The organism is Croceicoccus bisphenolivorans, assembly GCF_001634625.1.
Classification (GTDB): Bacteria; Pseudomonadota; Alphaproteobacteria; order Sphingomonadales; family Sphingomonadaceae; genus Croceicoccus; species Croceicoccus bisphenolivorans.
The window spans coordinates 1-12,532 of the sequence record NZ_LRSE01000021.1; the positions used below are offsets into that span (position 1 = coordinate 1).

At 62.0% G+C, this 12,532-nt stretch carries 17 protein-coding genes and 1 tRNA gene; 3 read left to right on the plus strand and 15 right to left on the minus strand.

What is annotated here, in order from left to right; genetic code table 11:
- Positions 1-591 precede the first annotated feature (591 nt).
- The 5 genes from A7A77_RS18020 to aguB form a co-directional block, all read right to left on the minus strand.
- Complete coding sequence (locus tag A7A77_RS18020) at positions 592-1,137, minus strand: hypothetical protein (RefSeq protein ID WP_216635604.1); 546 nt, start codon at positions 1,135-1,137, stop codon at positions 592-594.
- Positions 1,138-1,191: 54 nt separating this feature from the next.
- Positions 1,192-1,656 carry a hypothetical protein gene (locus A7A77_RS15725; protein ID WP_066560469.1) on the minus strand — a complete coding sequence of 155 codons (465 nt, stop codon included), beginning with the start codon at positions 1,654-1,656 and terminating at the stop codon, positions 1,192-1,194.
- A 183-nt stretch (positions 1,657-1,839) separates the two neighbouring features.
- A tRNA-OTHER gene (locus A7A77_RS15730) sits at positions 1,840-1,902 on the minus strand.
- 54 nt (positions 1,903-1,956) lie between these two features.
- Positions 1,957-2,451 (minus strand): 2-amino-4-hydroxy-6-hydroxymethyldihydropteridine diphosphokinase, encoded by a 495-nt coding sequence (gene folK, locus A7A77_RS15735; protein ID WP_066560471.1) that lies wholly within the window; start codon positions 2,449-2,451, stop codon positions 1,957-1,959.
- Positions 2,444-3,298, minus strand: a complete 855-nt coding sequence (aguB, locus tag A7A77_RS15740; protein ID WP_066560472.1) for an N-carbamoylputrescine amidase — start codon at positions 3,296-3,298, stop codon at positions 2,444-2,446. The genes folK and aguB overlap by 8 nt, the downstream gene beginning before the upstream one ends.
- A 160-nt stretch (positions 3,299-3,458) precedes the next feature.
- On the opposite strand from aguB, the gene msrA reads away from it, so the two are divergent.
- Positions 3,459-3,992: a peptide-methionine (S)-S-oxide reductase MsrA gene (gene msrA / locus A7A77_RS15745; RefSeq protein ID WP_066560474.1), complete on the plus strand. Its 534-nt coding sequence runs from the start codon at positions 3,459-3,461 to the stop codon at positions 3,990-3,992.
- 3 nt (positions 3,993-3,995) lie between these two features.
- Here the strand turns inward: msrA and A7A77_RS15750 are convergent, their stop codons facing one another.
- Complete coding sequence (locus tag A7A77_RS15750; protein WP_066560476.1) at positions 3,996-5,240, minus strand: RsmB/NOP family class I SAM-dependent RNA methyltransferase; 1,245 nt, start codon at positions 5,238-5,240, stop codon at positions 3,996-3,998.
- A 95-nt stretch (positions 5,241-5,335) separates the two neighbouring features.
- Here A7A77_RS15750 and A7A77_RS15755 point away from each other — a divergent pair, with 95 nt between their 5' ends.
- Positions 5,336-5,524: a DUF1674 domain-containing protein gene (locus A7A77_RS15755; protein WP_066560478.1), complete on the plus strand. Its 189-nt coding sequence runs from the start codon at positions 5,336-5,338 to the stop codon at positions 5,522-5,524.
- A gap of 22 nt (positions 5,525-5,546) precedes the next feature.
- Here A7A77_RS15755 and A7A77_RS15760 read toward each other — a convergent pair whose 3' ends face one another.
- The 4 genes from A7A77_RS15760 to dksA all read right to left on the minus strand — a co-directional run bounded on the left by A7A77_RS15760 (position 5,547) and on the right by dksA (position 8,586).
- Positions 5,547-5,942: a DUF4112 domain-containing protein gene (locus A7A77_RS15760; protein ID WP_066560541.1), complete on the minus strand. Its 396-nt coding sequence runs from the start codon at positions 5,940-5,942 to the stop codon at positions 5,547-5,549.
- Positions 5,943-6,081: 139 nt separating this feature from the next.
- Positions 6,082-7,527, minus strand: coding sequence for an ABC transporter substrate-binding protein (locus tag A7A77_RS15765; RefSeq protein ID WP_066560480.1), 1,446 nt, complete (start codon positions 7,525-7,527; stop codon positions 6,082-6,084).
- 70 nt (positions 7,528-7,597) lie between these two features.
- Positions 7,598-7,942, minus strand: coding sequence for a PilZ domain-containing protein (locus A7A77_RS15770; protein WP_066560543.1), 345 nt, complete (start codon positions 7,940-7,942; stop codon positions 7,598-7,600).
- A gap of 185 nt (positions 7,943-8,127) precedes the next feature.
- Complete coding sequence (dksA, locus tag A7A77_RS15775) at positions 8,128-8,586, minus strand: RNA polymerase-binding protein DksA (protein ID WP_066560546.1); 459 nt, start codon at positions 8,584-8,586, stop codon at positions 8,128-8,130.
- 278 nt (positions 8,587-8,864) lie between these two features.
- Here dksA and A7A77_RS15780 point away from each other — a divergent pair, with 278 nt between their 5' ends.
- Positions 8,865-9,215, plus strand: a complete 351-nt coding sequence (locus tag A7A77_RS15780; protein WP_066560549.1) for a hypothetical protein — start codon at positions 8,865-8,867, stop codon at positions 9,213-9,215.
- A 9-nt stretch (positions 9,216-9,224) separates the two neighbouring features.
- Here A7A77_RS15780 and A7A77_RS15785 read toward each other — a convergent pair whose 3' ends face one another.
- Genes A7A77_RS15785 through A7A77_RS15805 form a run of 5 tightly spaced genes read right to left on the minus strand, consistent with a single transcriptional unit; the run spans position 9,225 to position 12,430 of the window.
- Positions 9,225-10,370, minus strand: coding sequence for a GNAT family N-acetyltransferase (locus tag A7A77_RS15785; protein ID WP_066560482.1), 1,146 nt, complete (start codon positions 10,368-10,370; stop codon positions 9,225-9,227).
- Positions 10,367-11,107, minus strand: a complete 741-nt coding sequence (locus tag A7A77_RS15790; protein ID WP_066560483.1) for a glycerophosphodiester phosphodiesterase family protein — start codon at positions 11,105-11,107, stop codon at positions 10,367-10,369. Before A7A77_RS15790 ends, A7A77_RS15785 begins: the two co-directional genes overlap by 4 nt.
- Before the next feature lie 2 nt (positions 11,108-11,109).
- The gene (locus tag A7A77_RS15795; RefSeq protein ID WP_066560484.1) at positions 11,110-11,571 is read right to left on the minus strand and encodes a RidA family protein; all 462 of its coding nucleotides are present in this window, start codon (positions 11,569-11,571) and stop codon (positions 11,110-11,112) included.
- Complete coding sequence (locus A7A77_RS15800; RefSeq protein ID WP_066560485.1) at positions 11,571-12,194, minus strand: hypothetical protein; 624 nt, start codon at positions 12,192-12,194, stop codon at positions 11,571-11,573. The genes A7A77_RS15795 and A7A77_RS15800 overlap by 1 nt, the downstream gene beginning before the upstream one ends.
- On the minus strand, positions 12,191-12,430 hold the full coding sequence (locus tag A7A77_RS15805; RefSeq protein ID WP_245638514.1) for a DUF3572 family protein: 240 nt from the start codon (positions 12,428-12,430) through the stop codon (positions 12,191-12,193). The genes A7A77_RS15800 and A7A77_RS15805 overlap by 4 nt, the downstream gene beginning before the upstream one ends.
- Positions 12,431-12,532: the final 102 nt, after the last annotated feature.

Consider the following 12,532-nt stretch of genomic DNA (forward strand, 5'->3'; position numbering starts at 1 on the left):
CGCAAGGTGGGACCGCGACAGCGCTTACCATTGGTCGCAATCCTCCGACCAGCAAAAGGGCATTGCCTTTCCAGTAGGGAACGACTCGGTGCCCTAGAACCGACACGGGGCATACGGCATTAACCCGATTGCGGCTGTGTCATAGGTTACAGTCCGTGTTTCAAATGGGACGGTTAACCAGATCTGCGGATCAAGAGGGAACTGCGCCCTCGTCCATGCGTTTCAATTACAGGCTTCGAATGTCTGACCAACACGGAGCCAGAGGAACGTGCAACCCTGACTGAACCGTTCCTCGGAGGGGGCGGTTCGCCCTCATGGACCGCCTTCCTCTCCTGACAGTCTGGATCGGCCGGGCACTATGTCCTTCGGCGTAAGAGTCTTCCTTTGGATCATCGCTTTGTTCTTCCTGATCGCCATGTTCACGATCGATCTTTAGCGACGGGACAGACTCTCGACGGGCGCGCCTGATAACTGTATTGTGGATGCAACACACCTAACGTCGTGAGACTGTGAGGATGCGCATGGACAGACCTAACGTGCCTATTGTGCCTAATGTGCCGGGGGTGCCACCCGCGTTTCTGGAAGATGATGTCAGCATCGATCCTGATTGGGATGTTGTAGACTGGTCGGATTTCCGGTGGCCGGTGGATGATCGGGGATAGGATAGATCGTCCGGTAAAACTCAGCGCAAACTGTTAGATATTGAACCCTTGCAGAGAACACGGGTGCGAAATAGCCGGACCAATCACTAACCGGGTGATCAAACAGGTTCCGGACATGTCGCTCGATCACAGGATGGCTGAAACTTACCGGTTCGACTGAATGGGCAAACGCAACACGTATGTCGTTCATCACATGCAGGGTATCGCGCTCTTCGCTCTCAATTATCCCCTCCTTGCAAGTAGCGCTGATCAAGTCCTCAGCGCCTCGCGGCACTTTCTTCAAAAGCGGCGCAAGCCGGATAGTCATCGCCTTTTCGATTAAAGCAAAGGCGGTAAGGGCAATGTAGCGATCCTTAGCGGCTGCATCGGTTGCTGGCTCATCGGGATTGGAAAGCAGTCTTCGCATTTCACTACCGACTGGCAGAGCGTTAATGAGCGCGTCCAAATCCTCAGCGCGCGGTAAGGGACGTGCCACTCTTTCCCCCTCGCTTGGCGGTGAAATTTCCGAGCTCGCCAAAATTACGTTGGATCAGTCGATCTCGACCATCTGCTCTTCAAGACCGACAATCTCGATTGCTGGCGGCTTCATGAAGGTACCGTCCAACTGGCCTAGACTGTCGCGCCCAATAAAGCCGTGGCCGACGATCTTGCAGGTACGACCATCAGCAAGCTTGCCAACAATGCCAACGTGCCCTTCTGTCTGCTTTCCGCTGTCGGGTGGGATGCTGTCTTTCATGAGCCAGGACAGCTCGTATGAAAGAACCTCCCGAAACTCCTCAGGCTCGTCATCGTCATCGAGATCGGCCCATTCATCCACCGGGAAGAATTTCGGTGTGCGCCCTTCCTCCATGTGCAGGTCTATGCCGCGTTCATTGTAAACTTGGCCGTGTACGCACACCGCTGAAATCGTCGCGTCGAATAATTCCCACCGCACAACCATCGACACCTCTTGCTGGTTGTCGTTCGAAGTTTGGCCGTTCGATTGATTTGCCATCGCTTATCCCCCTTCGTGCGAACGAAAGGTGCTGGACGCTGGAATCGGGGTCAAGTGACGTTGGTGGTTAGCGTCAAAAACACGCTGGAATGCGCACCCGTGATTACCCGGTGCTTACTAGCCACCAAAACGGGCTGAATATTCGGGGAGCACAATCCGCCAAGAAACTGTTTAAAAACAGCATGGTGAGCCCTGCTGGGTTCGAACCAGCGACCNCAGTTGCTCTACCGACTGAGCTAAGGGCCCGGGATGCGTTGATTGCGTCCGCGAAGCGTCACCTAGGCAGGGGGTGGCCGATGGTCAAGCGCATTGGCGACGATGTCGGAAAAGTAGTTGCCCGATTGTCAGGCTTGTCAACGGATCTCGCCACCGCCGCGCGATCTCGGCCGAAGGTTCGAGGACGAAGGATCGGGTACGAAATTCGGGATGGGGGATGGTCAAGCCCGGTGCGCCCCATGCGCCGCCTGACCACAGAATGATGTCGCAGTCTAGCGTGCGCGCGCTCCAGCGCCTGCCGCGCGAACTGCGATCGAAGTCACGCTCCAGACCTTTCAGCAGTTCCAGCATTTCGGGCGGTTCGTGTTCGCTGGCCAGCAACACCGCCCCGTTGGCATATTGCCTTCGAGACGGGCCGATCGGGCGGCTTCGCACTATGCGGGACGCGGCGATCACATCCTGCCCGCGCGCGCTCAGTTCGGCGATTGCCGCGCGAAGGACACTGGTCGGATTGCCGTGGCGGACGTGCGGTACGTTCCCGCCCAAGGCTATAAGGTAGCGAAACCGCCGGTCAGACATCCTCTGCCAGCCGACCGTAAAGCTGCGGCCTGCGATCGCGGAAGAATCCCATGCCGGCGCGGTGAGTCGCGGCGCGGGCAAGATCCAGTTCCGCAACCAGCACGCCAGTTTCATCGCGCCTGTATTCGACCACCATGTCCCCCCACTCATCACAAATGAAGCTGTGGCCGTAGAAAGTCTGGCACTCGCCCTCGCGTCCTATACGGTTGGCAGCGATAACCGGCATGCAGTTCGACACAGCGTGCCCGATCATCGCGCGCCGCCACATACGGCTGGTGTCGAGATCGGCATCATACGGCTCCGATCCGATCGCGGTGGGGTAGAACAGAAGCTCTGCCCCCATCAGCGCCATGGCGCGCGCGGTTTCGGGGTACCATTGGTCCCAGCAGATGCCCACGCCGATACGGGTGCCGAAAATATCCCAGACCTTGAAGCCGGTATTGCCTGGGCGGAAATAGTACTTTTCCTCGTATCCCGGGCCGTCCGGAATATGGCTCTTGCGATAAGTGCCCATGATCGCGCCATCGGGGCCGATCATCGCCAGCGTATTGTAGTAGTGGTGCCCGTCCCTTTCAAAAAAGCTGGTCGGGATCGCAACACCCAGCTTTGCGGCCAGCGCCTGCATGGCGATCACGCTGGGGTGTTCGGCGGTCGGGCGGGCCAGCGCGAACAGGGCCTCGTCTTCCTCACGGCAGAAATAGGGGCCGGAAAACAGCTCGGGCGGAAGGATGACCTGTGCCCCCTTCCCGGCTGCATCGGCCACCAGATCCGAAACGAGGGCGATGTTCGCCTGCTCGTCATCAAGGCCGAGAGGGCATTGCAGGGCTGCGACGGTGATCTTGCTCATGGCCGCGACGATTATTTCCCCCGTGAAGCGAAGTCCACAGCAATAAGGACGCGTCGCAAACGGGATACGATCGCACTGCCCCATCGTTCATGCACTTCGGGCAGTGACAAACCGCTGCCGCGTACCCATCTCCCCTTTCGCGCAATGGAGAAGCGAACGAATGCAACAGGCTATCGTGGCAGGTGGATGTTTCTGGTGTACCGAAGCGGTCTATCGGGACGTCCTTGGCGTGAGCGACGTCGAAAGCGGCTATATCGGCGGCGAAACGGATAATCCCACTTATCGCGAAGTCTGCTCGGGACGGACCGGCCATGCAGAGGCGGTCAAGGTCACATTCAATCCCGAAGTCGTCCGCTATGGCGACATCCTCGACATTTTCTTTGCAACGCACGATGCGACGCAGCTGAACCGGCAAGGCAACGACGTGGGCACGCAGTACCGTTCGGCAATCTTCCCGCTAAACGATGCACAGCGGTCAGAGGCGGAGGCCGCGATTGCGCGAGCGCAGGCCGATCATGACCTTGCGGTGGTGACGACGATCGAGGGGCCGGCGACATGGTATCCGGCTGAAGATTACCACCAGGAATACTGGGAGGGTGACGGCCAGCGGAACCCCTACTGCGTGGCAACCATCCCGCCAAAGCTGCAGAAGCTGCGCAAGAGTTTCGCCGCGAAAGTCAGGCCGGCCGGTTAGCCGCTAACCTGCCTTGCGAAAGCGGGCGATGAAGAAACCGTCCAGTCCGCCGCGTTCTGGCATCATCCCCGGATCGGTGCGCACCCAGCCCTCGCCCGTCGGTTGCAAGCCCGCGGGGAGTTCGTCTGCCCGCACCGGATCGGGGGCTAGCGTGACCGCTTCGGCCTGCCGCTCGCCTTCCTCCGGCTCAAGCGAGCAGGTGGCATAGACCAGCACGCCGCCGGGATTCAGCCATTCCGTTGCTTTCGCGATCAACGCTGTCTGCAGTTCGGCCAACTCGTCGATCTGGCGCTGGCCGATGCGATGCAGGACATCGGGGTGGCGGCGGCAAGTGCCCGTTGCGGTGCAAGGCGCGTCGAGGAGGATGGCGTCAAATCCGGTGTCGGGTTGCCACTTGAACGCGTCTGCGCAGATGACCTCTGCCGACAGGGCGGTTCTCGCAAGGTTCTGGCGCAGGCGTTCCAGCCGCCGCTTCGCGATGTCCAGCGCCATGACCTGCCAGCCGCTTGCTGCCAGTTGCATGGTCTTGCCGCCCGGTGCCGCACACAGGTCAAGAACACGGCGCCCCTCACCCGCGCCCAGCAACATGGCGGGAAGCGCCGCCGCAAGATCCTGCACCCACCACGCGCCGTCGGCAAAACCGGGAAGCGATTCCACCGCCTGACCACGCGGCAGGCGCAGTTGGCCGGACGCGAGCACTTCCGCCCCTAGATCGCCAGCCCATTGCTCGGTCTGCTCCGCATCGCGCAAGGTGATATCCAGTGGCGGAGGGCTGGCGAGGCCGGCTGCTATGGCATCGACCCTGTCCGGCCAAGCCTGCGACCAGCGCGCTTGCACCTCATCGGGCAAGGTTGGCGCTTCCGGCAACGCTTTCCCTTGTTTCAAAATCGCCGAAAACACGCCGTGCGCCAGCCGCCTCGGCCCGCCGGCAAGCAGCGGCAGGCAAGTCGCGATGATCGCATGGGGCGCGCTGTCCATGCGCAACGCCTGCACCAGCATCATGCGCAGCACGGTACGCGCCTTCGCATCGTCGGGCAGGCGCTGGCGCGTGGCTGCGTCGATCAGCGCGTCGAGATCCGCCATGTTGCGCAAGGTTTCCGCCGCGATAACGCGGGCAAGCGCTGCGTCCGACGGGGGCAAGCCCTTTGTCGCACCGGCAGCGGTGTCGAGCGTGTCGCCCCTTCTGAGGACGGCATCGAGCATGCGCAACGCGGCGCGGCGGGCGGGGAATCCGGCAGGTTCGGCCATGCCGCGCTATTGCCGTTTGGCAGGCCCATGGCAACTGTCCAACATGGCAACCGGCGAACATTGCATCCGCGCCGCGCCTGCCCCATCTTGCGCACATGAGCGAAAACCGCCCCGACAAGATTCAACGCGCCACACAGCGTCCGGCCACATTTACCAAGCCGCCGCACTGGAGCAACGATCCCGCGCCGAAGCCCGGCCAAGGCTCTCGCCACGAAGATGAAGACCGCCCCGACCCCACCCGCTATGGCGATTGGGAGAAGAACGGCATTGCCATCGATTTCTAGGTAATTTCCGGCCGGACGGCGTTCAGCCCTCGATCACTTGCGATTCGGGGTGATGCTTGTCGAGGTGCTTGCGGATGATCTTGAGGTTCTTGCTGTTCGAACGGAACAGCAGGTCGAAGGCATCGCCCACCAGCGGGATCGCGCCGACCGCGGTATCGAAGCCGACATTGGCAGCCATGCGCCACAGCTTCCACTTGGGCAGGCCCAGATTACGCGCTTCCCAGACGATGTAGGCACCCATCGCAGCCGTCACGAAATCACCGATCACGGGCACCAGTCCGGCAATGGCATCAAGCCCGATGCGGTAATTCGTGCCCGGCAGCACGAGGCTGCGTTCCAGCACGGCTTCCATCATCTCGATCCGCTGGCGAATGGCGGCGGGATGGTTGCCGAGGGGCATGTTGTCGCGAAAATCCATCCGACGCGCACGATCCGTCCGGTCGCTAAACCCTTCGTCCGCCTGCGGCTGGATGATGATCGTCGGCGTATCGTCTTCACGGGGCAATGCCGTGATCTCCTTTGGCAGCAATGCGGCTGAAACCTGTGCCGCTTGCCCCCTAGTTGGGGTCGCCGATCAATTGCGACAAGGGATGGAAGCCCCAGCGGTTGATCGCGAATCCGTCGATCCCGCCGCGAACGAGGGAGAACCGGATCGGCGGACCGAATGAAATAAAGCCGTTCTCTTCGGTGAGGATTCTCTCCGCCTCTGCCAGCAGTTCGTTGCGGCGGGCGGTGGCAGGTTCGGCAATTGCCTGTGCGACCAGCGCATCGGCATCGCTGTTGCATGCGCCCCGCAGCACGGTGCAGTCGAACCGGTGCAGATACCATTCGGGCCGGTCGAAAGACGCTACTTCGTCGACTAGCCTGAGCTGCGCCTTGTCAGCCCATCCCACCCGCTTGGTCGCGAGGCCGATACGGCCAAGATCTGCCGAAAGCCGCCGGAACAGGATGTCCCCGCCCGTTCCGGGGGGAAGCGCAATGGTTATCGGATCGATCGTCCCTTCGCTTGCCAGCCAGCCGGCAACTCGCTGGGCAGCGAATGCCTGCCGCTGCCCGATTTCAAGGCCGTCCCAACGACCCGGCGGTTGCTGCGTTCCCGGCATGCCGACCGGCACCAGCCGCGTGCGCGGAACCCAGCCGCCGATATTGAACGGCGCGATCAGGGCCTGCCTGTCGATCGCCATCGACACCGCCTCCCGATTCGAAGCCCGCGACAGGAAATCGCCTTCACCGCGGGGTGACACCGCCAGTCCGAAAATGCCCGTCACCGGATCGAGGCGAATCGTCCCGCGCAGCAGCCCCCCCATCTCGACATGCGGCAGGGCATCGATATCGCCGCCCAGCAGCAGTTCGGCCTGTCCGGCCTGGAACCGTTCGACGGCCTCTTTCGCCGGGGCCACACGAATGTCCAGTGTCGCGCCTTCGCCATTTACTTCATCCGGAACGGGGCGGGAAAGAGTGAGCAGCGAGCCTTCGGTTTCCAGCACCAGCGCATCCGTCGTCGCATCGGTGAAATCCAGCGCCAGTTCCGGTGCGGCTAGCAGTTGCATGAATTCCGGCATCGCGGTCTTCAACCGGATCTCGATCACCTCGTCCGTGCGCGCATAGATTCCGTCGATGACCGTCAGGTCGAGGCCAAGTCCGGTCCCCTTCGTACGGGCAATCGCGGCGTTCAGCGCCTTGCGCACCTTCCCAGCCGTCAGCGGCGGCTCTCCATCCACCTCGCGCGGTTCGAACCGGAAGATGTAGCTCAGACCATCGTCCGTCACGATCCATCGCGCCGCCAGTTCGGGCCTGATGCGGCCTTCGTCGTCGATCGAGACGAAACCGCTACGCGTTGCCTCGCGGATAAGGCCGGATGCTGCCGACAATGGCCTTGCATCTCCGGCCACGGTGTCGGGATCACCGACAAGCAGGACATCGAAGCGCCTGTCCCCACCGCTACCGCAAGCGGCTAGCAGGAGGGAGAAGAGTGTTGTGAAAGGGCGCGCACGAACCGGCATTGCGCGTCTTCTTATCAAGCGAATTGCAAATGGTCAGCCAGTAATGGCCGCAATCAACTGGTTACCGGAATCAATCGCGCGAAACGCGTTCCTCGTACGGGATGTCCTGCTGTTCCGGCAGGTCGAGTTCACCGACAGGGAATTGCACTTGCGATGCGTCGATCGTCTGTTCGAAGGCGATACCGCAGCGATCCCCTGCTGACCAGGCGACAATCCCTTCGATCAGACCGATGTTTGCCAGCTCGATCCACACCTTGCGCCCACGCGATGCCCGCATCGCCCCTTCCGCCATCAGGCCGGAATCGGAGATATTGCGCAGTTTGACCGAATACGGCGCGCCGTCGCGTTCCAGCCGAAGCTCGGCAACGAGAAACAGTGAATCGCGTTCGTGCTTGCGGTTATCCTGTTTCCGCATGGCAGAGCCCTTCTCGTCGTGTCTGGCGGCAGGCGAGCGAATGCCCATCCGTTAACCGCGATGAGCAACGATTAACGCATTAGGGATAACGAATTGTAAATGCGGCCTGCGAAATGCCCACACGACTTTACCCCCTGTCTCCTTACGGGACAGGAGGCAAAGGGGCCGGTATTACCGGAAGGCAATCAGTCGTCGCGTGAGATCTTTTCGCGGCGTTCATGCGCCTCTTGCGCCTCGACCGTCATGGTCGCGATCGGGCGTGCGATCAGGCGGCCGATGCCGATGGGTTCGCCAGTGACTTCGCAGTAACCGTATTCGCCATCGTCGATCCGGCGCAGGGCCGAATCGATCTTGGCGATCAGCTTGCGCTGGCGATCGCGGGTGCGAAGTTCGATGCCCCAGTCGGTCTCGCTCGATGCGCGATCGTTCAGATCGGGTTCGCGGATCGGGCCATCCTGCAACTGCTGAAGCGTGCCAGCAGCAGCGTTGAGGATCGACTGCTTCCATTCGACCAGCAGCTTGCGGAAGAATTCCAGCTGCTCCGGGTTCATGTACGGTTCCGAAGCGTCGGGGACATAGTCGCCGACCACGTTACGGCGAGCAGTCGCCAGAACATCAATTTCCGTTGCAGCCGCAAGGCTCATGCGTTCAACTCCGCATCCGCCGGCGACAGCCGCCACCGGCCCATCCGATCCCTGATTGCCGGCGCTATAAGAGCGTGCCGAGTCGCAAACAAGGGCCTTTTCCACGTTGGTCTTAATCACCCACAGATTAAGCGATGCCGAACGCGGAAAAGATAATTTCCAGCGACATGACGCCGCGAAATTCCCTTATCCGGCATTAACGAATTGTTGACCATGATGACCGACCATCATGCTTGCGGCGATAAATGGAGGCGCCGCGACGAACGGGGGTAGAAACGATGGCTTACGCTCAACACCTTTACCTTGTCGAAACCGGTCCGGCGATTGATCCGGCCGTCCTGAGAAGTACCGAAACGCTTATCTGCAAGTGCCTGTCCGCCTATTACGACGGGGACGACAACGCCCTGTTCGAACTGGGCTGCGCATTTTCGACCGGCAGCCGCGGCGCGCTTTGCGATCTGGTAGAGGCGCACAAGTGGTTCAACCTCGCCGCATCGCGCGGGCACGAGGAAGCGCAGCATTGCCGCGCCGACGTTGCAGAGGAAATGACGGCCCGCGAAATCGTGGAGGCACAGCGCCGGGCACGCGCTTTCCTTGCCGCACGCGATTCCGACCGTCACGTCGCCTGAAGCCGGTCGTCAGGGGCCCTTGCGAAACGGGGTCATGCCTTGCAGCGTCGACTGTTCCGCGCCCACGCCGCGGCGTTCGGCATCCAGAAACTGCGCGACAGCTTCGCGAAATCCCTCGTGCGGGATGAAGTGGGCCGAGTTCGTCTGCACGGGTTCGTATCCACGGGCCAGCTTGTGGGGCCCTTGCGCCCCCGCCTCCACCCGTGACAGGCCGCGCGCGATCGCGGCATCGATCGCACGGTAATAACACAGCTCGAAATGCAGGAAGGGCCTGTCGACCAGCGCGCCCCAATAGCGCCCGTAGATCGCATCCGGCCCGACGAAATTCAGCGCACCTGCCACCGGCCTGTCATCCTCGAACGCCAGCACCAGCAGCACGTCGTCTGCCATCCTGCTTCCGAACAGGTCGAACGCCTCGCGCGTCAGATATGGCGTGCCCCATTTGCGGGCGCCGGTGTCCTGATAGAACATCCAGAACGCGTCCCAGTGCTCCGGCCGCAATGCAACGCCGGTCAGGCTCTCGATGCGAACGCCTTCAGCCGCGCGCGCTCTTTCCTTGCGGATGGCCTTGCGCTTGCGTGACGAGAGCGTGGCGAGAAACTCCTCGAAATCGGCATAGCCGCGATTGCTCCAGTGAAACTGGATGTCGCTGCGGATCAGCCAGTCCGCCGCTTCGAACAGGGGCAATTGCTCCGGCATGATGAAGGTTGCGTGGGCCGACGACAGCCCCTCGTTCACGCAAAGGGTTTCCGCCGCAGCCAGCATCGTGCGCGCCATCGCATCGTCATGGGACAGGATGCGCGGGCCCGTTGCGGGTGTGAAGGGCACGGATATCTGCAGCTTGGGATAATACCGGCCCCCTGCCCTGTGCCATGCATCGGCCCAGCCGTGATCGAACACATATTCGCCCTGGCTGTGCCCCTTCAGGTATGCCGGAACGGCGGCAAGCAGAGCGCCGTCATGGCCCACCATCGTCAGCGGCGCGGGCGACCATCCGGTATCCGGCCCCACGCTTCCCGAATCCTCCAGCAGCGAAAGGAACCTGTGGCTGGTAAAGGGATTGCCGGTTGTATTGAGCACATCCCACTGCGCCGCATCAAGCGATGCGATCGAAGGGTTCAGGCGAACCGTAATCTCTCTGTCGCCCTCGCTCACGAAAGGCCCGCACCTTCCGCGATCGCCGCATCCGCGTGATGCATGGCGCGGGCCATCAATTCACGGCTGCGCACCGTCCATGTCAGCAACGGCAGGCCGTTCGCGCGATAGCGTGCGAGGGCCGGATCGGGCAGATCGCGGATATCGCAAGCAATGAACGTAGGCCGCGCATGCGCGATCGACACGGCCCGCTCTATCCCGAATGCAATGTGCCGCCCCTCGCCCCGCCCGGTCACGAGGCCGCGCGGACGGCCGGGCAATGTGCGCGAAAACCAGCGCACGATGCGCGGATCGAAGCTCATGACGGCAGCTGCCCCGCGATAGGGAGCCACCGCTCGTGCGACCGACCGGCACAGCGGGTGCCAGTCCATACCGCGCTTCGATTTCACCTCGATCAGCAACGGCACCTTGCCGGCCACAAGGACCAGCAAATCCTCCAGCGACGGGATGCAGCCACCCGACTGCAATGGGATGGCAGCCAGTTCGTCTGCCGTGCGATCGCGCAAGGCGCCCGTCTCGCCGGTCAGGCGGTCGAGGGTCCAGTCATGGAAGACCATGGCCTTGCCGTCGCCGCTGGCCTGTACGTCACATTCGATACCCAACCCCGCCGCAATCGCGCCTGCGAAAGCGGCAGGGGAGTTTTCGCATACGTCCGGCCCATGCAGGCCGCGATGCGCATAAGTCCACTCGCCCAGCCAGTCCTGTCCTTGAACGACCGGCAGGCGGGAACGGGCCATGATCAGGCCGAAACCTGCAGGATCGCGTCGATTTCCACCGCTGCGCCCAGCGGCAGGGCAGGAACGCCAACCGCGCTGCGGGCGTGAAGGCCGGCATCGCCGAACACTGCCAGCATCAGGTCGGATGCGCCGTTCACGACTTTCGGCTGATCGGTGAAATCGGGAGTCGAATTGACGAAAGCGCCCAGCTTCACGATGCGGGCCACCCGGTCGAGCGAGCCGAGCGCCTTTTTAGCCTGGGCAATGATCATCACGCCGCAGGCCTGTGCCGCCTCGACACCCTGTTCGAGCGTCACGTCATCGCCGAGCTGTCCGGTGACGAGCGCACCGCCGACGAACGGCAACTGGCCGGAGATATGGAGCAACTCGCCTACCTGCACCGCGGAAACATAGCTCGCCACCGGCGCTGCCGGTTCGGGAAGGACCAGTCCGAGTTCTGCCAGACGTGCCTCGAAATCACTCATCAATTCGCTCCTATGCGGTTCAATAGCCAGGGCAGCGCCGCTGCCCAATGGTCGATACGCGCGTGGGCATGACCTGCCTCCAGCGCGCAAGTTGTGTGTGGGGCGACCCCCGGTTCGCCCACGAAATGGAGACGCGATACCTGCGGCGCAACCTCGGCAACGGAACCGATATGGATCGCAAGGTCATCGATGAAGACCGCTGGCCGGCCCGCGCCCCGTTCGTCGAGGATTTTCTGCAGCGCAGGCCCCTTCGGCCCCTGGTTGCAATAGACGGGAAAGTCGATGCCGACTGCCCGCAACTGGCGCACGCGATCGTCCTGCCGGTGATCCTGCAGGTTGGTCAGAACGACGATTTCGGCATGTTCCGAAAGGCGGGCCATCGCCTCTACCGATCCGGGTATCGGGTCCTGCCGGTGCATTTCGGTATCGAAGAACCGGCCGAGCAGGTCCCACATCTCCGCAACGGTCAACGGAGCATCGGCATTGCGGCGACGCATCCCTTCGGCAAAGCCGCGGGTCATGTCCAGTTCCACGTCGTGCGCCTCTCCCAGCCAGTCGCGGAAATGGACGACCATGCGGAGCAGCACCTCGTCGCAATCGGTAATGATCAGCGGTTTCGTCATGCCTCGTACCTTCGTCCCGACAGTTCGTCGCGCGCGGACACGATCGCCTCGGGCGTGATACCCAGACCGTCGGCCGCCGCAAGCATGTCGGCATCGTTTCCGGCCAGAAATTCAAGCACCGCGGCCTGCGTGCCCCGTTCGCCAAGGCCGGCGCGCAGGATATCGGGTGACATGCCTGTCAGCGCAAGCAGGCGATCGGCAAGTGCCTGATCCTGCAGGATCCAAGACAGTGCCATCAAGGCAACAGTCGCGCTGTCCGGCATTGGCGATTCCGTGTTCGGGATTGTCAAACTCCGCATTTATCACTTACACTTTGATCTGATAGGACGGCTTTGGGG

Coding starts and splice junctions, on each gene's coding strand:
- A7A77_RS15725 (WP_066560469.1), bottom strand. CDS start 1,656: ATGGCAAATCAATCGAACGGCCAAACTTCGAACGACAACCAGCAAGAG.
- folK (WP_066560471.1), bottom strand. CDS start 2,451: ATGTCTGACCGGCGGTTTCGCTACCTTATAGCCTTGGGCGGGAACGTA.
- aguB (WP_066560472.1), bottom strand. CDS start 3,298: ATGAGCAAGATCACCGTCGCAGCCCTGCAATGCCCTCTCGGCCTTGAT.
- msrA (WP_066560474.1), top strand. CDS start 3,459: ATGCAACAGGCTATCGTGGCAGGTGGATGTTTCTGGTGTACCGAAGCG.
- A7A77_RS15750 (WP_066560476.1), bottom strand. CDS start 5,240: ATGGCCGAACCTGCCGGATTCCCCGCCCGCCGCGCCGCGTTGCGCATG.
- A7A77_RS15755 (WP_066560478.1), top strand. CDS start 5,336: ATGAGCGAAAACCGCCCCGACAAGATTCAACGCGCCACACAGCGTCCG.
- A7A77_RS15760 (WP_066560541.1), bottom strand. CDS start 5,942: ATGGATTTTCGCGACAACATGCCCCTCGGCAACCATCCCGCCGCCATT.
- A7A77_RS15765 (WP_066560480.1), bottom strand. CDS start 7,527: ATGCCGGTTCGTGCGCGCCCTTTCACAACACTCTTCTCCCTCCTGCTA.
- A7A77_RS15770 (WP_066560543.1), bottom strand. CDS start 7,942: ATGCGGAAACAGGATAACCGCAAGCACGAACGCGATTCACTGTTTCTC.
- dksA (WP_066560546.1), bottom strand. CDS start 8,586: ATGAGCCTTGCGGCTGCAACGGAAATTGATGTTCTGGCGACTGCTCGC.
- A7A77_RS15780 (WP_066560549.1), top strand. CDS start 8,865: ATGGCTTACGCTCAACACCTTTACCTTGTCGAAACCGGTCCGGCGATT.
- A7A77_RS15790 (WP_066560483.1), bottom strand. CDS start 11,107: ATGGCCCGTTCCCGCCTGCCGGTCGTTCAAGGACAGGACTGGCTGGGC.
- A7A77_RS15795 (WP_066560484.1), bottom strand. CDS start 11,571: ATGAGTGATTTCGAGGCACGTCTGGCAGAACTCGGACTGGTCCTTCCC.
- A7A77_RS15800 (WP_066560485.1), bottom strand. CDS start 12,194: ATGACGAAACCGCTGATCATTACCGATTGCGACGAGGTGCTGCTCCGC.
- A7A77_RS15805 (WP_245638514.1), bottom strand. CDS start 12,430: ATGGCACTGTCTTGGATCCTGCAGGATCAGGCACTTGCCGATCGCCTG.